We start from the raw sequence: 22,793 nt of genomic DNA, 5'->3' as shown, positions 1-22,793 counted from the left end.
CCCTCCGGATCATGCCTGTTTTGGTGTTTCTACCTTGCTCATTCCCAACAACGTCTGCAGACCGCGTTCCTTGCCGTCGTCCAGTGCGACCTGCCCGTTCTCAACGACGATCAGGCGCTGTACCAGTTCGAGCACGCGCATTCGATGCGTTGCGATGACGACCGTGCGTCCGACGCTCCATTTCGCGAATTGTTCGATGAAATGCCGTTCTGTGGCCTCGTCCATTGTTGATGTCGGCTCATCGAGAAGCACAACCGATGGATCGCGGATCAGAAGTCGCGCCAGCAGAATGGCCTGTTTCTGGCCACCAGAAAGACCGCCGCCGCCTTCCTGAACCAGATGTTCCAATCCTTTCGGCAAACGTCGCACAAAGCCATCCGCGCCAACCATGGCCAGCACCCGCTGGATCTCGGCATCCGAAGCGTCGGACGCCCCCATGGTGATATTCTCGCGCAGTGTCCCAAAGAACAGACGAGAATTCTGTGTCAGCAGCCCTACATCCCGGCGTACATCAGCAGGATCTATCTGTGGCAATGCGAGATCATCGAGCAGGACCTCGCCTTCGGCCGCATCAAGCAACCCGGAAAGAGCGAGCAACAGGGTGGATTTACCTGCGCCATTGCGCCCAAGCACGGCAATGCGGTCACCATGTTTGATCTTCAGATCCTTGATCAGAAGAACGGGAAGCGAATTTTCATCGCCATAACGAAACAGAGCGTCTTTAAGCCGATAAGAACCGTCGATCTTCGGGCAATGAATACGGGTTTCGCTATCGGGATGATCGACCGGCATTTTCATCAGCTGGTCGAGGCCCTTTTTGGCAATGCGTGCATGTTGCAGGCGTCCCATGATCTGAGACAGTTGCCCCATCGGCGCAAGCATGCGTGATCCGAGGATGGATGCACCAACAAGCGCGCCGGTGGTCATATCGCCTGAAATGATCAGCGGTGCGCCCACGAAAACCGTCAGCGCATAGACCCCGCCCTGCACATTTTGCGTCCACACGCTGAGACTATTCGTCAAGGCACGGAGCCTGATCTGCGCTTCGCCAGTTACGGCATTGAAGTGGTTCCACTGCTGCTGGAAGCGATCTTCGGCCTGCAGGCCCTTAATATCTTCGATGCCCTGCACGGTTTCAACCAGCATGGCATTGCGAAGTGACGCTTCGCGCATGGCTGCATTGGCATAAGCGCGCAAACGCCGCTGCAAGAACAAGCCCGGCAAAATCAGAAGAACCAGCGCGCCAAGTGGTATGAAGACCATCCAGCCAACCAGCGCTGAGTAGATAACCAGGAACAGGAAAAAGAACGGCAGATCGGCGAGTGCTGAAACCGTTGTTGAGGTCAGTAATTCACGAACCTGATCGACGTCCCGCAACTGAGCAATAAACGACCCTGTCGATGTCGGTCGGGCGCGATTGCGAACGCGTAAAGCGTGGCCGAACACCACATCGGACATCTGCAGGTCCGTCTGCTTGCCCAGCATATCGATGATGCCCATGCGTGCGCGACGCATCATGAAATCGAAGAATATCGCCAGCAGAACACCGCTGAACAGCACATAGAGCGTGTTGAAAGACTGTGCGGGGACGACGCGGTCATAGACCTGCATCGAGAACAGAATGCCTGCCAAGCCCAAGGTATTCGCGATCAGCGAGGCAACCAGCACATGGCTATAAGAGCCAATGTCGCGGAAGATGATCTTTCGAAGCCAGTTCTCTTCATATGGTTTGATGTACGCATCGACACGCGCATCAGGCACGGTTTTCGAAGGGCGAGCGAGAACAACCCGCTCAGTCTCGGCCAGAAGATCGGCCAGCGCAAATGGCTGTTCAAGCCCTTCTTCACCGCTCAGCCAGACGCTGGTCCGCCCATCCTTCGAAAGCGTATGAACGACTGCGAGCTGGTTATCCTTGAGCATCAAAACAAAAGGAAGATGCCATGTCGAAAGACTGATCTTGGACGGTTCAACAAGCCTGACGCCAAGGCCCATATGACGGGCCATCGCTCGGATTTTTGCATTATCGTCGGTGTTGAGATCAGCAGCTGCCGCAAGCTTGGTGCCTTGAACGGATATCGGCATACGATAATGCTTTGCCACCAGTTCGAGCGCTTCTAGCCAGCCTTCGACATTGAAGCGTGATGGCGTGTCAGGCTCTGGTTGTTCACCAATCAGACCAAATTCAATCGACGGATCGATAATTGGAGGGTTCTCGCCGCGCTTCATTGATTGCTCCCGCCTCCCCGCAATGCTGATGCCTGAAGACCAAAACTCTGACGCATTTTTCCTGAGCTATAGAGACAGTTCAGATTCAGGCGCCTGATATCATGCACTGTGTTGGCTGACTGGAAGCGCGCCTCATGCAACTCCTGCTCTGCATTGAGCAGATCAAGCAGGGTTCTCGTACCCAATTCGACATATTGTTCGCGATAGAGATCGCGCGTCTTGACCATCATGTCGGCACGCAATTCGAGTGAAGACATCAGCCGGCTCAATGTGCCGATCTGGCTCCGCGATTCCATGAGATTGCGCTCCATGTCGATGCGCGCAGTGCTGATCGCAGACTCCGCTGCCTGAAGACCATAAGTCGCCGCCCGCTTGCGTGCGCCGGTCTGTCCACCATTGTAAAGGTTTGAGGAGACGTTCACGCCTACCGAATATTCAGGCTGACGATCATTGCTCGTCGTATTGTCGCGCGAAGCGTTCAGGTCATAACCCGTAGTCGCTTCAAGCGAGACCGTTGGATAAGCTTCTGCCTTGCTTGCTGCCAGCTGCGCTTTCGCTTCTTCCTTCTCAGCCTTGGCCTGTAACATAGCCGGAACCTGATCCCAATCGGGGGCGGCAACATCACAAGACTTGCCAAGCCACGCGGGAGCTTCCGAGGACGGATTAGGCGCTCCCCCGCCGATCATGGCTGCAAGCACTACCTGCCAGCGATTAAGCTCAGACTGATACTGCAATTGCGTCGCCAGCGCAGATTCCACACGCGCATCGGCCTGAATCTTATCGGACATGGTGCTTGCACCCTTATCCGTCCTCTCATGAACTAAACCAGCAATGCGTTTGACACCGTCAACCTGTTGCTGTGCAAGAGAGGAAAGACTGCGATAGCGCTGTATCTCGACAACCGCGTTTGCTGTGTCTCGCGACAGATTATCAACGGCAAGCAGCAAACGTGCCTGATTAATATCCTTGCCCGCGCGTTCAGCATCGACGACGCTCGAGACTTTGCCGAAATCATAAAGTAGCTGAGAAGCAGCGACATTGAGTTGAGGACGCCAACCTTCCCGATTGCTGCTTTGATAGCCAGAGTTCACACCTGCATTGAGCTTCGGATAATAGCCAGCTTGCGCAGCCCTGATCCGTTCATCGGCCTGATAAATACGGTCTGAAGCTTCATTGATGGTGGGATGCCATCCAACAGCACGGCGGACCGCAGTTTCCATCGTAAGGGAACCGCGGTCCGACGCCTTGGGAGTGCTGGCATTTGTCACGTTTTCCCTGTCAACAGCAGGTACGGGGGTGGAACCCGCCGCTGACAGGGGCCGTGAGGCCTCGGTGTTCTTTGACTGCGTAAGTGTCTTCTCGCCCAAAGCGAGATTGTTTGCAGACATCTGGCACGCAGCCAAAAGGCATGAAGTAAACATTATTGTCGCGAAACGTCTTAAAATCAGAATTTTTCGCATTTATTTCCCATTATAACCGGCAATAACGCCGGTGATCTGTCATCTGAGCCTCCGCCGCCAAAAGGCTCAGCGGCGAAGGGGAGAAGCTGAAAGATCAGACAGTATGTGTGGTATGAAGATCATCCTCCTGCGTGAGCGGATCTGGAACCAGATGTCCGAGCGGATCATCCACTGCTGCCGTTTCTTCAACTGCGGCCGTACCCAGACCTGCTTCAGATATCTGTGTGGGGCTGTCCTCGCTGGACGGCTGATCGTTGCCGGATGGCAATGTCACTTCGCCGCTGCCGTCGTCGAGCAATATGCCTTCGGTCAGACTGTGCTCAAGTGGGGTTTCTCCAGCGTCTGCATCTGATGTCGCCAGATGATCGCCAAGCGGAACAACATCGCTTTCATGTTGATCTGCAACGGTATCACCCTCACCGGCTTCAGCCGAAGCACTTTGCTCGGTCGTCTGTGTGGCCTCCTGATCCACAGGTGTCTGAGTTGAAGCGGCAACATCACCACTGCCATCATCCGGTGTGTCATTGTCCGCGGCCTGATGCTCATCCGCCTGATGGGTCGTATGTGCATCAGAACTATCACTATGCTCACTCAAGGATGCAGCAGCAGCCGTGTCGTGATTTGCCGCAGCCACGGCATCATCATGGACAGTGTCCTCTGCAATCCGAGCACTGAATGCCTGAGTGCCCTCTTCCAGTGTGATGGTGATATTCGCCGCCGTCTCATGACCGTTTGGCAGCACGATCTTGTAGTTGAAGGTGTCTGTCGCAAACCGATCCGCATAAGCAAGATCGGTATGCGGCTGATACTTGTACTCACCGTTGCTGTAGATTGTCAGATCGCCATGCAGCCCCTGAATGACGGTGCCGGTAGCACTTGCATTCACAAAACCACTACTGCCCTGAACCTGCAGTTTTGCAGCAAGTGGCAAGGTTCCGTCATTATCGAACAGATTCCCTGTTGTGCCCGGATTGTTCTGGATCACATGCTGGTCGGTCAAGGTGACATTGACATCCGCAGTGGTGTTAACCGACCCCAACAAACCAGTAAGAGTGGTACGAACTCGATATTGGCCTGGGGGTAGATCAAGGCTATCAAGATTGATGGACTTGATAACACCGAGCAGACCAACAGCCATGGTGAAAGCTTCTGGCGTGGTAAAATTCTGCCAGCTGCCACCGACAAGCCTCTGGATGACAACCGTACCGTTGGCAACCGCTGCCACGTTGACAGAAACTGACACCGTACCGAAAGCGTCCATATTGCTGCCGATAATAAACGGGGTACCGTCTACGGTCTGTGGTATTCCGAGGGCTGCTCCGACAGTTTGCGTCTGGTCAAAGAAGCTATTATTGACCGCATTGACCCAGACAATTCCCGACGTATCGGTATCGTTAGCGGCAACGAACTCATAGGTTGCTGGTTCTGTGAAGTTTTCTTCGTTCCAGACAAGACCCTGACCATCGCTACCGATACGAATATTCAGGTTTGCTGTCGTGTCTGCATTGGTGAGTGGGTCATGTACCGTGTAGGTAAACTGCTCAACCTGACCAATGACCGCCGCATTCGCATTTGGCGTGTAGGTATAGGAACCATCCTGATGAATAACCAGTGTTCCGTACTGCCCGACGATCGTCGAACCCTGTGCGCCGGCAACCACATCATGTGGAACACCATTGACGGTGATGCTGGTTACCAGATGGCCGGCTTCGATCGCAGCGCCGTCATTGGCCATGACGTTGCCCTGAATAGGCGAGGCCTGAACACCGGCAGGTTCATGATAGTTCAGATCTTGACCCGAAACAGCAAGGTTACCCAACAGGCCAAGGCTAACGGTATTCTGTACGGCAGCAAAGGCGCGATATGTGCCCTCGCCGAGAAGGACATTGGCTTCAGCACGATTACCCAGCAAGGTCAGGGTAAGGAGCGTAGCATTGCCATTACCGTCAACGGATGACCACGTACCATCCGGCATCAGCTTCTGAACCACAATTGCCGTACCACCGGCAAGGTCGACACCTAGCAGCTGCTGATAGCTCAGCTGCAGGTTCTGCTGATGACCTTGCGCCACCGTAATACTGACGGAGTCCACGCTCAGAACACGCAAGTCGATACCGAGAAGGCCAACAAGCGCCAGATAGGACGCACCCGGATAAGTGACGGCAGTCGTCGTAGGCTGAATGACCACTTCTGCAGTCACGTTATCGTCTATCGGAGCAGTACTCCCGGGGTCGATAATCGGTGCGGTTACCGAGCCTGGGCCTGACACATTGCCTGCAGCATCTTCCAATGTGACCGAAAGTTGCTGACCATCTCTCTGCGGAGTTGTAAGCGTGATCTGGAAATCACCATTCCCGTCTACATCGCCTTCACCGATCACGTTATTATCCGGATCGCGGATCTCCACCTTTGAATTCGGCTCGCCCTTACCACTTACGGTTACACCATCTGGCGTGATGACAATATCCGTTGGAGCAGGCGGTGCCAGCGTATCTGGCAATGTGGCCGGGCTTGCTCCCGACTCATTCCCCGCAGCGTCACTCTGGGTGACCAACACATCCTGACCGTTACTTGGATCCAACGTATAGGTCGCAGTGCCACCAGCGCCGAGTTCGACTGTGGCAATCGGCTCACCAAGAGCGTTATGGATCGTGGCCGTGCCATTCGGCTCACCTGTTATCGTGAGCGTCAGTCCGTCCGCCCCGACAGCCACTATTGGCGCATCTGGTGCAAGCGTGTCCGGCAAGGTTGCAGGCGTCTCCAGGGATTCGTTGTTGGCAGCGTCGGTCAAAGTCACAGTGACGTCTTGACCATTGCTCGGATCGAGCAAGAAGGTCGCCGTGCCCTCACCCGATAGACCGACGGTGCCAATCACTCCACCAGTAGAATTGTAGATCGTAGCAGTGGTGTTCGGCTCGCCGGTGATGGTGAGCGTGCGACCGTCTGCACCAACTGTCACGCCGGGCGCATCTGGAGCATCCGAGTCCGCGTCAGCATCAGCGTCGGCGTCAGCATCAGCGTCGGCGTCGGCGTCAGCATCCGCATCCGCATCGGCATCCGCATCGGCGTCAGCATCCGCGTCGGCATCGGCATCAGCATCAGCGTCGGCGTCCGCGTCGGCATCCGCGTCGGCATCCGCATCAGCGTCCGCGTCGGCGTCAGCATCCGCATCAGCATCGGCATCAGCGTCAGCGTCAGCGTCGGCATCAGCGTCGGCATCCGCATCGGCATCAGCGTCAGCATCGGCATCAGCGTCGGCATCAGCATCAGCATCAGCATCCGCGTCAGCATCCGCATCCGCATCAGCATCGGCGTCGGCATCTGCATCCGCATCCGCGTCAGCATCCGCATCCGCATCCGCGTCCGCATCCGCATCAGCATCCGCGTCGGCATCAGCGTCCGCATCCGCGTCAGCATCCGCATCGGCATCAGCGTCGGCATCCGCATCAGCGTCAGCATCAGCATCAGCATCAGCATCCGCATCGGCGTCCGCATCGGCATCGGCATCGGCGTCAGCATCCGCGTCGGCATCAGCGTCCGCGTCTGCGTCGGCATCTGCGTCAGCATCCGCATCAGCATCGGCGTCCGCATCCGCATCGGCATCAGCGTCCGCATCAGCATCAGCATCCGCATCAGCGTCGGCGTCAGCATCAGCATCGGCATCAGCATCGGCATCAGCATCAGCGTCAGCATCGGCGTCCGCGTCAGCATCCGCATCGGCGTCAGCATCCGCATCGGCGTCAGCGTCCGCGTCAGCGTCCGCGTCCGCGTCAGCGTCGGCATCAGCGTCAGCGTCGGCATCGGCATCAGCATCTGCGTCAGCATCGGCGTCAGCGTCTGCATCGGCGTCCGCATCCGCATCAGCATCCGCATCGGCATCGGCATCGGCATCCGCATCGGCGTCAGCATCCGCGTCGGCATCTGCGTCCGCATCAGCATCAGCATCAGCGTCGGCGTCAGCATCAGCATCCGCATCAGCATCCGCGTCGGCATCTGCGTCCGCATCAGCATCAGCATCAGCGTCGGCGTCAGCATCCGCGTCAGCATCAGCATCGGCATCAGCATCAGCATCAGCGTCAGCGTCCGCATCAGCGTCAGCATCGGCGTCCGCGTCAGCATCCGCATCGGCGTCAGCGTCCGCGTCAGCGTCCGCGTCCGCGTCAGCGTCGGCATCAGCGTCAGCGTCGGCATCAGCGTCAGCGTCAGCATCGGCATCAGCGTCGGCATCAGCATCAGCATCCGCATCAGCATCCGCGTCGGCATCTGCGTCCGCATCAGCATCAGCATCAGCATCAGCGTCGGCGTCAGCATCCGCGTCAGCATCGGCATCAGCATCAGCGTCAGCGTCCGCATCAGCGTCAGCGTCCGCGTCAGCATCCGCATCGGCGTCAGCGTCCGCGTCAGCGTCCGCGTCCGCGTCAGCGTCGGCATCAGCGTCAGCGTCAGCGTCGGCATCAGCGTCAGCATCGGCATCAGCATCAGCGTCGGCATCAGCGTCAGCATCTGCGTCAGCGTCGGCATCAGCATCAGCATCAGCATCAGCATCCGCGTCAGCATCCGCATCGGCATCCGCATCGGCGTCAGCATCAGCATCCGCATCAGCATCCGCGTCGGCATCTGCGTCAGCGTCACCTTCAACAACATTTGGTGCGATTACTGAGCCGGGACCAGAAACGTTTTGAGCAGCGTCGGTGAGAGTCACCGAAAGGTGCTGGCCATCATCTTGTGGAGGGTTGAGATCAACGGTGAAATTACCATTTTGATCAACGGTGCCTTCACCAATAATATTTCCATTAGGATCTCTTACTATAACCTTTGCACCCGGTTCGCCTTTACCGCTCAGCTGACTTCCATCATTGCTCACAACAAGGTCAGTCGGCGCATTTGGGGCCAACGTATCTGGCAAAGTTACCGGTGTCTCAGAAGACTCATTTCCCGATCCATCGGTCAAGGTAACGGTGACGTTCTGACCATTGCTTGAAGGAAGCGTAAACGTGGCAGTACCATCGCCCGAAAGCACGACGGTACCAATAACGTCCCCTGCAGCGTTGTAGATCGTTGCGGTTGAGTTCGGCTCACCTTTGATCGTTATGGTTCGACCATCTTCTCCAACTGTTACCGACGGAGCACTCGGTGCTTCAGTATCAGCATCATTGTCGTCGTCACTTCCAGAAGATGCAGCGATCGCAGCGCCAACTGCGCCCAAACCAAGAAGGCCCAGCAGAACCGGGCCTAGATCACCACCACCTCCTGCGAGCTGATCAACAGATTGAATTTCCGAAAAGTTGAAATCGGCCAGACCATCACTGTGGCTACCAGCCCAAAGCTTGCCATCCTCGTCCTGAAGAACGAGGTCATTATCCTGACCATCCTGATAATGTGTGTAAAAATTTACGATTCGAACGGTTTCGCCATTGTGCAACCGAATAAGAAGATCGTCGCCAATTCTTTGATATTCTGAGATAGCATTAGGATTAAGCGATAGTTTTACAACGCTCGGCCCCGACAGAATAACGTCATTCCCAGCAACGGTACGAGAACTGCCACTCGCCTTATTCGTTACAACTGCAACCATGACTCTCTCCTCAATTCGAAACTGAGCTTCAAGGGTCGATGTGAAACAGAACGCAGACTACTATCAACACACTGATATATGGCAGGAATATTAATTAAAATATTAACTAAACATTTGACACGAATTGACCTAGCCGCAAAGTATAAAACCGTTGCGAAAAAATAATGCCATAAACCTGCATTTCATAATAGTTGCTAAAGCCACCCCTCGAAGACGATAAATACCAGCTTCAAAATTTCGTTATCGCGAGAGGTTTGTCTATGCTGATATTGACTCCCTTTGTACAATAAATACAAAAGATACTAATTAAGGTGCATATTTTTGAATAAGTTATCTCTGGGCTTTTCTCCTGAACGACGCCGGACTCGTCCCGATTATTCGCCCGAAAAACCGCGTGAGGTGGACTTGATCTGCAAACCCGCACTCATGAGCGATCTCTGCAATCGGCATTTGCGTTTCAACTAACAGTTCTCGCGCCTTTTCCACCCGCCGCCGAATGATATATTGATGCAGAGTTACTTTCGTCGCCCGTTTGAACAAACGAGCGAACTGGGCCGCACCAACACCCGCTGTATTCGCAAGCCTGTCTATGACTATGCGACGGTGCAAATTTTGCTCAATATAATCGAATGTCTTCTGAATGGTTGGCAGAGAAAGCCCTGCTTCAGGATTAAGATCGCCAGAAGTGAGCGTAGAATATTTTGAGATAACCCGCGCAACAAGAACGCGCGCTATGTATTGCACCTCAATTGAGGAAAACCGTCCGCCGACATATAATATATCTTTTACCGAGCTTATTGTCTGGCCCAAAAAATCATCAAATATAGAAAGACTATAATCCAACTTGAATAAGCTATTACCGACCGATGAGAATTCTATAAATACATCTTCCATCAGCTTTCTAGATATATATATATTTATAACTTCAGCATTACTATTTATTGATACCTTTACCGATTCGTCGGGAGGGATGATAATGATTGATCCTGGTTGCAAATAGAGTTCGGATATCTCATCTCCAATCTGCCAAGTTCCCTGCAAATGCCCCTTAAGGACCATGGCGACTAATAACGAGTCCACCGGCTTGAATATCGATCGGAACGGCCGCAAGCGCGCCGTATAAGCGTATAAGTTCTTCCAGCCCTGGTCAGAACTTGTTCTTATGATATCAATAGCTTCAACAGTTTCTACGTCGTGGAATGCAACCAAATTCCCCTCAGTATTTGGCATATATCCTCCATAGTTACGGATACTTTGGATTATCATAAGCTAATAATAAACTAAAAAAAATCAAATGCATTCCCCACCAATTATGTGAATATCTTTAAATTTAAACGATAATATAAGCTTGGAAATTAATTCCGAACCCAAAATTGATACAATTCTCTATTTAGAAATCTCCAAAAGATTCATTTTAGATAAATTTTACAGTTTTAGTTATTTTTTTCTATTTACAGATTCGTTCGATCAGAAGAAAAAACTCAGTAAATCAAAAGCAAAAATAGATAAAAACGCCGCGCGTTACCGCGTGCGTCGGCTGGTCATTTATTACTGACGATATAAAAAGTCGCTGTTTTATGGACTAGAGCGCGTTTCGATCTGATTGGATCAGATCAGCGCTCTAATTATCTGTTTTAACGCGCATCTTTGTCCGAAAACCGTTTCACACTTTTCGGGATGCGCTCTAAAGCATTTCCAGCAAAAGTAGGAACCGGTTTTGCGTTCGGGAATGCGTAAAAACAAATAGTTACAGCGGTTCCAACGATTCAATGTTAATTGGAACTGCTGTAATGTAACAACTCCTGCCTGTTGAGAAAACGCTAAATACGCGATCTTTATGAAATGACACAACTTCAACGCGCTTCGGCGCTAACATGCGGCAATGCCTCACTGGATTGAACGTTTCCGCGAGACTATATCAAGGCTACGAATGCTTCCTCGGCATAACTCAATTCGGCAAGAGAGAATGACCGTTCTTATCAATCAGCCTCATCCATCCATCGACAGAGCATCAATCGACAGGTTGGTTAGTATTTTTTATGGAAGAGCCCGCGAAGACGACCTTATTGGCCCGGTCTTTTCAAAGGCCGTGGATGATTGGGATCACCACATCGAGCGCATCAGCGAATTCTGGTCATCCGTCATTCTGAAAACGGGGCGCTATGACGGACGCCCGATGCCGCCACATCTGCGCCTGGGCTTAAAAGGCGAACACTTTGATCGCTGGCTGCAGTTGTTTGAACAGACAGCGCGCGACGTTTTCCCACCTGAGGGTGCAATCATTTTCATTGATCGCGCCCGCCGCATTGCCGACAGTTTTGAAATGGCAATCGCCACGCATTCGGGGCAGATCGCGGCACCACGCCATTCGCGCAAGCCCTTGTAAAAACAAGCCCTTGTAAAAAAAACGCCTGCCTCTGACAACAGAGACAGGCGATCCAATAGTTTTCAACGCGCGTCTTATCCGAAAACTGTTTCACACTTTTCGGAACACGCCCCGATTATGCAGCAGGTTTGTTTTTTTCTGCCTGAAGCTGCAACTTATGCCGCAACAGCATTCCATAAAGGTCACGCGGCTCATCTGGATCAGCGAGCAGATCAAGCTGCTCGTAGAAACCCGTATCCTGCAGCTTATCGCGTACATAACGCAGTGCAGAAAAATCCTCAGTCGCAAAGCCAACAGAATCGAACAACGTGATCTGGCGGGCATCCTTGCGGCCTTCCGTTTTACCCGTGATGACTTCCCACAATTCGTTGACCGGATAATCTTCCGGCAACTGCTGGATTTCACCTTCAATGCGGGTCTGTGGCGGATATTCAACGAAGATGTCCGAGCGGCGCAGGATATCGCCATGCAACTCGGTCTTACCGGGGCAATCGCCACCAACCGCATTAATATGAACGCCTGCACCAACCATGTTATCGGTCAGGATCGTCGCATTGAGCTTGTCTGCCGTAACTGTCGTGATGATCTCTGCACCCTCAACGACTTCTTCAACGTCCTTGCAGATCACAATATCGAAGCCAGCGCCTTCGAGATTGCGTGCGCATTTTTCTGAGGCGCTACGATCAATGTCATAAAGACGCAGCTTGTCTACGCCCAGTATCGCCTTGAATGCCAGAGCCTGAAACTCGCTCTGTGCTCCATTGCCAATGATCGCCATAGTGCGAGCGTTCTTTGGAGCGAGATGCTTAGCGGCAACTGCTGAGGTTGCAGCCGTGCGCAGTGCAGTCAGGATTGTCATCTCAGTCAGAAGCATTGGATAACCATTGCCCACATCTGAAAGCACGCCAAATGCCGTTACCGTCTGCAGACCATCACGCGTATTCTTTGGATGACCATTCACATATTTGAAGCCGTAAAGCGTACCGTCGCTCGTCGGCATCAGCTCGATCACGCCTTCATCGGAGTGCGAGGCGACACGTGGTGTCTTGTCGAAGCTCTCCCAGCGGCGGAAGTCTTCTTCCACATAATCGGCGAGTTCCTTCAAAAAGGTCTCAACGCCAACGGAAAGAACCAGCTTCATCATGTGATCAACACTGACGAATGGAACAATATTGAGGTTAGGTTGCGTCATCATTACTCCTAAAGCGCATCCCGAAAAGTGCGAAGCGGTTTTCGGAACAAAATGCGCGTAAAACGAAGAAATAGAGCCTCCAATGGCCAGACGATTGCATCTGGCCACGAGAGGCGGTCTTCTGATTCAATAGTTGATGGTTGGACGGTCCATGACGCTGCGGCCAAGCAAGCTCGCCATCAGATCAACCATCACAGTTGCAGTGCGTCCACGTTCATCGAGAAACGGGTTAAGTTCCACCAGATCGAGGCTCGTCACCAACTCACTGTCATGCAGCATTTCCATAATCAGATGGGCTTCGCGGAAGGTTGCTCCACCTGGAACAGTGGTTCCAACAGCAGGCGCAATCGAAGGCTCTAGGAAATCGACATCAAGGCTGACATGCAAAAGGCCGTTTTCTTCCTTCACGCGCTGGAGGAACCGGCGTAAAAGAGCGGCCACGCCATGCTCATCGATTAGGCGCATGTCATAAACAGCCACGCCAGTCTGCTTGATTGCAGCGCGTTCTGCCGGATCGACACTTCGAATACCCATCATGCAGACATTGTCAGGATCAATCGGCGCTGCTAATGGCGGGAAATAGCCCTCAAAGCCCTTCTGGCCAGTGTAATAAGCAACGGGCGTGCCATGCAGATTGCCACTGTCTGTGGTTTCCAGCGTATGGAAATCCGTATGGGCATCAAGCCAGAGCACAAACTGCTTGCGGCCCTTTTCTGCAGCACGGCGCGCAATGCCCGGAACTGTGCCTGCGGCGAGCAGGTGATCGCCGCCGAGAAAAATCGGAAAACCTTCTTCGCTTTCGCGATAAGCAGCCTCACTAATTGCTTCGATCCAGGCAACGGCCTGTGGCAACGCCTTGATTGCAGGATTGGGATGGGTCAGCGGACGCAGTTCAGCCTGTGCCAGATTGCCCAGATCGGTAAACTCGTGGCCGAGTTCGCGAATGGCTTCTGCAATGCCCGCAGCCCGATAACCGTCGGGGCCCATATTGCAGCCCAGACGACCAGTGCCTTCCTGAACAGGTAATCCCAAAATCTTGCAATGCATAAAGTGCTACTCCTGAGAAATTATCAGATAAGGTTGACCATTAACCCTTGGCGATGTGAACCATACGGATTGGCAAATTTATCGTTTTGCTTTATCAAAACGGCAGATTTATATTTCAAATTGGAGAAATCATGGACGAGCTGGATGAAAAGCTGATCACCGTCCTGCGCCATAATGGTCGTCGCAGTATCTCGGATGTCGCCATTGACCTTGGCGTTTCCCGCGCAACGGTGCGCGCACGTATGGAACGCTTGGAGCGCTCGGGCGACATTATCGGCTATACCGTCATCTTGCGTTCAGATGCTGTTGATCTGCCGGTTCGCGGCATCATGATGATCGAAATTGAAGGCCATGTTGCCGACCGCGTGGTGAAATCATTGGGCGGGTTTTCGGAAATATCGGCCATCCACACCACGAATGGCCGCTTCGATTTGGTGGTGGAACTGGGGGCTGCAACACTGACCGATTTCGATGCTGTCTTGCGCCGTATTCGACTGGTGCCGGGCATCAAGGCCAGCGAAACCAATCTTCTGCTTGCCACCCCGCGCTCAACACGGGCGCGTCTGTAATAAAAGCGCATCCCTGAGAGGGTGCAGTAGTTTTGGGAAAAGATGTGCGTCTGTCATAAAAAAAAGCCCGGCAATTTGCCGGGCTTCTTTTTGCTTTCGTGATCAGGCAAGGATCGGATAATCCGTATATCCCTTGGCGCCACCGCCATACATGTGCTGCTGGTCAAGCTCATTAAGCGGCGAATTGTCCTGCAAACGACGGACAAGATCAGGGTTTGAGATGAATGGCTTACCAAAGGCAACCACATCAGCACGACCACTTTCGATCTCTTCTTCAGCCAGCTCACGATCATAGCCATTATTGACCATCCAGGCAGCCTTGCCACCAGCATCACGATAAACCCGCTTGAGATGCGCATAGTCAAAAGGCTGCGAACCCTGCTGGAAATCGCGTGGACCGCCAGTCGCACCTTCAATGATGTGGATATAGGCAAGACCATAATCGGCAAGCTTTTCGATCACATAATCAAAGAGTGGTTGTGGATCTGGGTCCGAAGCATCATTGGCTGGCGTCACAGGCGAAAGACGAATGCCGACCTTGCCCGGTGAAACCGACTTGGTGATCGCATCAACCACTTCAAACAGGAAGCGAGCACGATTTTCAATGGAGCCGCCATATTCATCGGTGCGATGATTGCTGCCCGAACGCAGGAATTGATCAATCAGATAACCGTTTGCTGCGTGGATTTCGACACCATCAAAACCAGCGACTTCAACCGCATCCTTGGCAGCCTTGGCGTAAGTGGCAACGATACCCGGCAATTCGCTCTTTTCGAGCGCGCGTGGTTCGGACGTTGGTGCAAATTCGCCGGTGCCGTCTTCGTGCACGAGATAGGTCTTCGATTTTGCGGTGATGGCCGAAGGCGCAACGGGCTTGCCGCCATTTGGCTGCAATGTGTCGTGCGAGATACGACCCACATGCCACATCTGAACGACGATCTTGCCACCGGCGCTGTGCACAGCATCCGTCACGCGTTTCCAACCAGCGAGCTGTTCAGGCGAATAAAGGCCTGGCACATCGGCATAGCCCTGTCCCTGATGGCTGATCGGCGTTGCCTCGGTGATGATGAGACCGGCGCTTGCACGCTGTTCATAATAGGTGACGTTGAGATCGTTCGGCACTGCCTTTGGCGAGCGATTGCGCGTCAAAGGGGCCATAACAATACGGTTGGCAAGCTTTAAATCACCGATGGTGACTGGATCAAACAATGTGGCCATGGATGCATTCCTTCAAATTGGAAAGATTGGGCGAATTGATAAAGTGGGCTAAAGATCGGACAGCGATTGAAGCAAGGCGGCTATCGCCTCCTCATCGCGTTTGTAGAACGTCCATTGGCCGACACGGTGAGGCGCGATCAGCCCCGCCTTCGTCAACACGGACAAATGAGCAGAAACGGTGGATTGGGAGAGACCACACCGTTCAAACTGACCGGCGCACACACCCATCTCCAAAGGCATGTGCTGAGCAGAGAAATGCTTCTCCGGCTCCTTGAGCCAGCTTAAAATGTCGAGACGAACAGGATGAGCGAGTGCCTTGAGTATTTCGTCCAAAGGCATAGCTAATGCTATGGTTTGAATGTCCGACATCTCATTCACCTCGCTAATCTTTGTTCATATCGTCATTTCACGATATATGTATCGCTTATGATCGATTTAAAAAGAGGGAAGCCGTTCACATGCGCGTGAACGGTAAATATAGCTGCTTTCCTGTGGACCACCATATTGGCCTTGATTGCGTCAAACGGGCATCCGACTATGTTCGCTGCAAATATTTGAGATTGGAATGATTATGGCCGACGACATTAAGCGCATTGCCGGGATTATCGCAGCAGAAATCAATGCAAGACCGGAGCAGGCTATTGCCGCCATTGGTCTTCTTGACGAAGGTTCGACCGTTCCTTTTGTTGCGCGCTACCGCAAGGAAGTCACCGGCGGGCTTGATGATACGCAGCTGCGTCAGCTTTCAGAACGCCTCGGCTATTTGCGCGAACTCGAGGCACGTCGCAGCTCAATTCTCGAATCGATCCGCGGCCAGGAAAAACTGACGCCGGAACTCGAACTGAAAATCGCAGGCGTTCAGACCAAAGCCGAGCTTGAAGACCTCTACCTTCCCTATAAGCCCAAGCGCCGAACCAAAGCGGAAATCGCCCGCGAACGCGGCCTTGGCCCACTTGCCGAAGCCATTCTGACCGACCGCAGGCTGGTCCCCACAGAGATTGCTGCACAATACGTTACTGGTGAAGTTGCCGATGTGAAGGCAGCCCTTGATGGCGCGCGCGACATCGTCGCCGAAGGCTTTTCGGAAAATGCCGAACTCATCGGTAATCTGCGCAACTATCTCAAAGATCGAGCTGTTCTGCGATCGCGCGTTGTCGATGGCAAACAAGATGCAGGCGCAAAATTCTCCGATTATTTCGACCATTCCGAACGCTGGGCAAATGTTGCAGGCCACCGCGCGCTGGCCATGCTGCGCGGTCGCAACGAGGATTTCCTGTCACTCGACATTGAAATCGACGCCGACGACACATCGCCTGTAAAGCCGGTCGAACGCAAAATTGCAGCCGCTTATAATATCGGCGCGACCTTGCCCGGTGACCGCTGGCTGATGGAAGTTGCAGGCTGGGCATGGCGCGTCAAACTCTCGCTCTCCTTGTCGCTCGATCTCATGCGCGATCTGCGTGAACGCGCCGAGGAAGAAGCCATCAACGTCTTCGCCCGCAACCTCAAAGACCTGCTGTTAGCCGCCCCTGCGGGGGCGCGCGCCACCATGGGTCTTGATCCGGGCATTCGCACCGGCGTCAAGGTCGCAATCGTCGATGATACCGGCAAGCTGCTCGACACAACGACGGTCTATCCATTCCCTCCGAAGAACGATGTGCGCGGCACGCAAGCAGAACTTGCAAGCCTTGTGCGCAAACACAAGATCGAATTGATTGCTATCGGCAACGGCACAGGAAGCCGCGAGACGGAACGCCTCGTCGTGGATATGCTCACCGACATGCCAGCGCCAAAGCCGCTCAAAGTCATCGTGTCGGAAGCAGGCGCATCGGTCTATTCGGCATCAGAAGCAGCAGCGGCAGAATTCCCCCAGCTTGATGTGTCATTGCGCGGTGCTGTTTCCATTGCCCGCCGCTTGCAGGACCCGCTGGCGGAACTCGTGAAAATTGAACCTAAATCCATCGGCGTCGGCCAATACCAGCATGATGTTGATCAATTCCGTCTGGCACGATCGCTCGATGCGGTGGTTGAAGACGCTGTGAACGCGGTTGGTGTTGATCTCAACATGGCATCCGCACCACTGCTGGCACGTGTATCGGGGCTTGGAAAGTCGCTCGCTGAAGCAATCGTTGCGCATCGCGATGCAACAGGAGCTTTCAAAAACCGCAAGGAACTTTTGAAAGTCGCCCGCCTCGGCAACCGCGCTTTCGAACAATGCGCAGGCTTCCTGCGTATCGCCAACGGCACCGAGCCGCTTGATGCGTCCTCCGTTCACCCGGAAGCCTATGGCGTTGCCAAGAAAATCGTTTCCGCTTGTGGCCGCGATGTGCGCAGCCTGATGGGCGACAGCGCAGCGCTCAAGGCACTCGATCCGCGTGTCTTTGTTGATGAGCGTTTCGGCCTGCCCACCGTGCGTGACATTATCGCCGAACTCGACAAGCCGGGCCGCGACCCGCGCCCGGGCTTTAAAACCGCGACTTTTGCCGACGGCATCGATGACATTAAGGACTTGAAACCCGGCATGATGCTGGAAGGCACCGTCACAAACGTTGCGGCCTTTGGTGCCTTCGTCGATATCGGCGTGCATCAGGACGGACTTGTCCATGTTTCGCAGCTTGCCGACCGCTTCGTCAAAGACCCGCATGAAGTGGTCAAGGCTGGCGATGTGGTGAAGGTGCGCGTGACGGAAGTTGATGTGCCACGCAAGCGCATCGGCCTCACAATGCGCAAAGACGGCGGCGAAGCCCCTGCCCCGCGCAACGATGCCCCACGCGATGCAAGGCCCGCGGCCAAGCAGAACTTTGCCCCGCGCAAACAGGAACAACCGTCAACCGGCGGTTTTGGTGCAGCCCTTCTGGAAGCGATGAAGAAGAAGTAGCCAAGTGCGACAGCGCAGCCCCTCATCCTGAGGGGCGACTTGAGCTTCGCGAAAGGCGCCGTCTCGAAGGGCGAGGAGCGGCTCAAAAAACATAATAGATGCATTTCCCCTCGTCCTTCGAGACGCCGTTTTCAACGGCTCCTCAGGATGAGGGTGGTGGCGGCAAAAAACTTTTCAAAAACGCTATATCTTATTCCCGATTGGAAAGCCGGTTGAGACTTTTCTCACCGGCATATCATCGGTGGGAATGATCCAGCCACCGCGAATGGCGATGCGAACCTCATCGCCTTCTTCCAATCTCACTGGATCGCGCACCTCAAAATGCAGCTGGATATCTGGTTTTGCGATAGAGTGTGCTTCGATGCGTGAACCACCACCGCGATAGATCGAACGTTTCACGCGCACCGGAATGCCGCCGGTTTCAGTCAACTGCAAATCCTCGGCCCTGACACAGAACTTTGCATTCGCACGTGGCATTTCAATGCCAGAACAACGCACCTGCGCACGGCTTCCCAGCACCAGCGCCTCGCAATGCCCCTGCTGCGCGAAGGAAAGTACCTCCGCAGGCAAAACCATGCCGTGAGCGATAAAGGACGCGACCATTTCGCTCGCAGGTTCTTCATAAAGCTTGCGTGGTGTGTCGAACTGTTGAAGCTTGCCATGATCAAGCACTGCGATACGATCCGCGAGCGCCATGGCCTCAGCCTGATCGTGGGTGATGTAGATAATCGTCGTGCCGGTACGCTTGTGGAATGACGCAAACTCATCTTCCATCGAAGCGCGCAGATGCACATCGAGATTGGCAAGCGGCTCATCGAACAGCACCAGCGATGGTGCAGCCACAAGACAACGAGCCAGTGCCACACGCTGCCGCTGACCCCCAGACAAATTAGCTGGGCGACGATCACCGAAACCATCGAGATCGACCAGCGCCAGGGCTTCCTTCACACGGCGTTCGCGCTCGGCCTTGGCAACCTTTGCCACGCGCAGACTATAACCGACATTTTCGGCAACCGTCATATGCGGCCATAGCGCGTAATTCTGGAAGACAATGCCGACTTGCCGCTTTTCCGGCGGCACATTACCGTCAACATGCGAGACGCGCTTTTCGCCGATATGAATTTCACCACCATCAAGCTCTTCAAAACCTGCAATCATGCGCAAAAGAGTGGTCTTCCCACAGCCTGAAGGTCCAAGAATGGCAACAAACTCGCCGTCCTTCACGTCCAATGACACTTCAGACAGAGCCTGAAATTCATTGAAAGTCTTGGAAACCTGATCAATTTTCAGTCGCGCCATGGCAGCACTCCATTTGGAAGACGTCGCGCAAACAGATTGGTTGCAAGCATCAGTATGAATGTTACCGCAACGGCCAAAATGGAAATGGCCGCTGCATAAGCGGAATCCCCGGCTTGCTCAAAAGAGAACATAACTACGCCCAACGTCTCTGATCCTGACGCCCAGAGAAGCGCGGAAACGGTCAGTTCGCAAAAGGCAGTCATGAATATGAGAACACCACCTGCAAGCGTAGCCGGAGCCACCAGCGGAAATATAATGGTTCGCAGACGATAGAAAAGTCCAGCGCCTGCAATTCGGGCCGCCTCCTCCAGTGCTCGGTCGATCTGGTGAAGGCCAGCCACCGTTGGCCGCAAGGCCAGCACGAAGAAGCGCGCAAGATAGGCAAACAGGATGATCCAGATCGTATTGTAGAGACTGACACCTACGACCGGAAACGGCTTCAGGAACAATAACAAACATGCAATCGCCAGCACCACGCCGGGCAATGCGTAAGGCATCTCGGCTGCAAAGTTGAGGATCGGCGTCCAGCGTCGTTTGCGCCATGCCAGCATATAGGCAAGCGGGACGGCAAGCAGAATCGCAAAAAGAGCCGCTGCCAGTGAAAGCATTATGCTGTTCACAAAAGCCCGCGCGGCGCCCCCATGTTCAAGCATAACAAAGCGGAAGTTTTCTGACGTTGCGGTCGCAAATGTCAGCGGCACACCATAAGCGGGAACAAGAGCGGACAGCGTGAGCCCAATAAGCGGCAGAAACAGCACAATAATGATGAGCAGCCACGCGGCAATTTCTGCCAACAAACGCCATGAGCCAAGTGCGAAAGGCGCAGATGGCAGCGAGGTTGAAACAATGCGGAAATCACGTCTGCGCGTCGCATAATCCTGTGCCGCGATCCCCGCCATGGCAATCAATCCGATCAGCACAGAAAGCACAGCAACGCTGGACAGCACCGCTGGCCCACCGCCTGCAAGACGTTGATAAATCAACGTGGGCAAAACCAGATAGTTGGACGGAATGCCGAGAAATGCCGGAATGCCGAAATTACCAACGCAGGAGACAAAAGCCAGTGCAGCAGCACCAATGATTGAGGGCGTCATTAGCGGCAGAATGATCGTGCGCAGAACCGTCCATTTACTGGCACCGGCACTTAAGCCAGCTTCGACCAGCTCACGTGGTAGCTTTCGCAGGCCTGCACGCACGATCAGAAATACCAGTGGGCCATATTGCACCCCCAGCAGAAAGATGATGCCCCATACCGAATAGAGCGGATTGCGACTACCGAGCGGTGGAGCCATACCAATGATTTTAAGAAGCTGGCTCGATGGCCCAAACAGCTGCAGCCATGCCAATGCAGTGACCTGCGGGGCAATGAGAAGCGGTGTGACATAAAAAAGAACGAAGACGTTGCGTCCGCGCATGTTTGTGAGGCCGACAAGTAATGCAGCAGCAATACCAAAGACCAGCGCTAGCAACGTTCCGCCAATGCCGATCTGCAAAGAATGCCAGGTCGCTACCCATGTCGATTGATTACCGAGCGTCTCGACTAGCACCGAAGTCGAAAACTTGCCCTGCGGCGCAACGAGCTCAACAAGCAAGCGTGCCATCGGCAAAAGCGACAGCACAGCTACGATCAAGGTTATTCCAATGATCAGGGCCGCATCACGGCCCTGAATATCTCGAAACATGCGCATAAAAACGTCTTGCCTTATCCGCCGAAGAGTTCGGAAAACTGCTTCTTGTCAGCGCCAGTCTGCTCCAGCACCTTCTGAGTGTCGATAGGCATGATATTGATCTTGGTGCCTTCCGGTAGCCAGGCAGGACGACCAACGCCTTCCTTGGCAGGCAGATAACCCTGCTCAAGTGCAAGCTTCTGACCATCATCTGACAGAATGAAGTCCACGAATTTCTTGGCACCATCAACGTTCTTCGCAGTCGCCATAATTGCAACCGGTTCGGTCACGGCGGGCACACCTTCCGATGGGAAGACGAACTCGATTGGCGAGCCTTTTGCTTTTGCATTCAGCGCCATAAAGTCCACGAGAATGCCGTAAGGCTTTTCACCACTAGCAACCGATTTCAGCACAGCACCATTGCCTTTGACGCTTGCCAGTTCATTGGTCTTGAGATTCTTGAAATAATCCCAGCCGAGATCTTTGTTAAGCGCGAAACCACTCAGAAGGTAAGCTGCGGCACCCGAGTAAAGCGGGCTTGGCATAACCACCTGCCCCTTATACTCGGTGGTCGCAAGATCTGCCCAATGTTCAGGCTTCTGGCTCGCACCCGTATTATAGGCGATGCCGGTGGTGATCAGCTTGGAACCGAAATAGGTCTTGTCGGCGTCATAGCTATCCGCTGCAAAACCATCAACCTTGGCGTCCGCATAGGCGAGCAGGCGCCTATCCTTCTTCAGACCTTCCATCGTCACTGCATCGGCGATGAGGAGAATGTCAGGCTGTGGTGCGCCGGCCGAAAATTCAGCCGCAAGCTTGGTGAGAAGTTCGCTCGTGCCCGAACGGAAAATCTGAACATCCGTATCCGGGTTTGCCTTGCGGAAAGCCTCGACGGTCTTTGCCGCGTCTGCTTCAGGCTGTGACGTATAAAGCGTCAGCGTATCGGCCTGAGCGACAGCGATAGAGAGAGCAAGAAGAGCAGGAATGGCACTGGCCCGCTTCAGCATCTTGTTCATGGAGTTGGCTCCTCGAATTTCTGTGTGATTTTCCGCAGTGTGTCCTGCCGCTCCGGCATGACGGCGCTGCATACGGGCCGAAAGGGCGCAGATACTGTCGTATTGAGAAGCGCGATCATTCCTGTTCATGACTCACCTGTCAAACAAGCTCTAAAACATATGCCTCAAAATCGGAACCGATTTTGAAAAGCAAAATGCCCTCCGGCAGTTTTCTATTCTGCAGAAGGGCATCTATCACTTGAATAGATCGATTTCACCTT

General features: G+C 53.8%; 14 protein-coding genes. 3 read left to right on the top strand and 11 right to left on the bottom strand.

The genetic code is table 11. From position 1 onward, the window contains the following. Nucleotides 1-9 precede the first annotated feature (9 nt). The 4 genes from QBD00_RS00910 to QBD00_RS00895 form a co-directional block, all read right to left on the bottom strand. Entirely contained in the window at nt 10-2,226 is a 2,217-nt protein-coding gene (locus tag QBD00_RS00910; protein WP_318578453.1) for a type I secretion system permease/ATPase, read from the bottom strand. After that, the gene (locus QBD00_RS00905) at nt 2,223-3,614 is read right to left on the bottom strand and encodes a TolC family outer membrane protein (protein WP_235901849.1); all 1,392 of its coding nucleotides are present in this window, start codon (nt 3,612-3,614) and stop codon (nt 2,223-2,225) included. The genes QBD00_RS00910 and QBD00_RS00905 overlap by 4 nt, the downstream gene beginning before the upstream one ends. Nucleotides 3,615-3,780: 166 nt before the next feature. After that, nucleotides 3,781-9,261, bottom strand: a complete 5,481-nt coding sequence (locus tag QBD00_RS00900) for a BapA/Bap/LapF family large adhesin (protein WP_318578452.1) — start codon at nt 9,259-9,261, stop codon at nt 3,781-3,783. 330 nt (nt 9,262-9,591) lie between these two features. After that, nucleotides 9,592-10,491, bottom strand: a complete 900-nt coding sequence (locus tag QBD00_RS00895; RefSeq protein ID WP_095447153.1) for a helix-turn-helix domain-containing protein — start codon at nt 10,489-10,491, stop codon at nt 9,592-9,594. A 736-nt stretch (nt 10,492-11,227) separates the two neighbouring features. Between QBD00_RS00895 and QBD00_RS00890 the strand changes: the two genes are divergently transcribed. Beyond that, entirely contained in the window at nt 11,228-11,647 is a 420-nt protein-coding gene (locus QBD00_RS00890) for a group III truncated hemoglobin (protein WP_095447154.1), read from the top strand. Nucleotides 11,648-11,762: 115 nt separating this feature from the next. Here the strand turns inward: QBD00_RS00890 and QBD00_RS00885 are convergent, their stop codons facing one another. Together QBD00_RS00885 and rocF are read right to left on the bottom strand one after the other, a co-directional pair. Beyond that, nucleotides 11,763-12,839 carry an ornithine cyclodeaminase gene (locus QBD00_RS00885; protein ID WP_318578451.1) on the bottom strand — a complete coding sequence of 359 codons (1,077 nt, stop codon included), beginning with the start codon at nt 12,837-12,839 and terminating at the stop codon, nt 11,763-11,765. A gap of 126 nt (nt 12,840-12,965) precedes the next feature. Beyond that, nucleotides 12,966-13,886, bottom strand: coding sequence for an arginase (gene rocF, locus QBD00_RS00880; protein WP_095447156.1), 921 nt, complete (start codon nt 13,884-13,886; stop codon nt 12,966-12,968). Nucleotides 13,887-14,017: 131 nt separating this feature from the next. Here rocF and QBD00_RS00875 point away from each other — a divergent pair, with 131 nt between their 5' ends. Then, nucleotides 14,018-14,455: an Lrp/AsnC family transcriptional regulator gene (locus tag QBD00_RS00875; RefSeq protein ID WP_094577800.1), complete on the top strand. Its 438-nt coding sequence runs from the start codon at nt 14,018-14,020 to the stop codon at nt 14,453-14,455. 102 nt (nt 14,456-14,557) lie between these two features. Here the strand turns inward: QBD00_RS00875 and QBD00_RS00870 are convergent, their stop codons facing one another. Together QBD00_RS00870 and QBD00_RS00865 are read right to left on the bottom strand one after the other, a co-directional pair. Further along, on the bottom strand, nt 14,558-15,673 hold the full coding sequence (locus tag QBD00_RS00870; RefSeq protein ID WP_318578450.1) for an alkene reductase: 1,116 nt from the start codon (nt 15,671-15,673) through the stop codon (nt 14,558-14,560). A gap of 48 nt (nt 15,674-15,721) precedes the next feature. Next, nucleotides 15,722-16,042, bottom strand: coding sequence for an ArsR/SmtB family transcription factor (locus QBD00_RS00865; protein WP_095447158.1), 321 nt, complete (start codon nt 16,040-16,042; stop codon nt 15,722-15,724). 202 nt (nt 16,043-16,244) lie between these two features. Between QBD00_RS00865 and QBD00_RS00860 the strand changes: the two genes are divergently transcribed. Beyond that, nucleotides 16,245-18,551: a Tex family protein gene (locus QBD00_RS00860; protein ID WP_318578449.1), complete on the top strand. Its 2,307-nt coding sequence runs from the start codon at nt 16,245-16,247 to the stop codon at nt 18,549-18,551. A gap of 183 nt (nt 18,552-18,734) precedes the next feature. On the opposite strand, the gene QBD00_RS00855 is transcribed toward QBD00_RS00860, so the two are convergent. The 3 genes from QBD00_RS00855 to QBD00_RS00845 are packed head-to-tail and all read right to left on the bottom strand — an operon-like array spanning nt 18,735 to nt 22,533. Further along, nucleotides 18,735-19,850 (bottom strand): ABC transporter ATP-binding protein, encoded by a 1,116-nt coding sequence (locus tag QBD00_RS00855; protein ID WP_318578448.1) that lies wholly within the window; start codon nt 19,848-19,850, stop codon nt 18,735-18,737. Continuing rightward, complete coding sequence (locus QBD00_RS00850; RefSeq protein WP_095447160.1) at nt 19,838-21,538, bottom strand: ABC transporter permease; 1,701 nt, start codon at nt 21,536-21,538, stop codon at nt 19,838-19,840. The genes QBD00_RS00855 and QBD00_RS00850 overlap by 13 nt, the downstream gene beginning before the upstream one ends. Nucleotides 21,539-21,552: 14 nt before the next feature. Then, on the bottom strand, nt 21,553-22,533 hold the full coding sequence (locus tag QBD00_RS00845; protein ID WP_318578447.1) for an ABC transporter substrate-binding protein: 981 nt from the start codon (nt 22,531-22,533) through the stop codon (nt 21,553-21,555). Nucleotides 22,534-22,793: the final 260 nt, after the last annotated feature.

It is taken from the genome of Ochrobactrum sp. AN78, assembly GCF_029909885.1.
GTDB classification, from domain to species: domain Bacteria; phylum Pseudomonadota; class Alphaproteobacteria; order Rhizobiales; family Rhizobiaceae; genus Brucella; species Brucella quorumnocens.
This window is presented reverse-complemented; position numbering and strand designations above follow the sequence as displayed.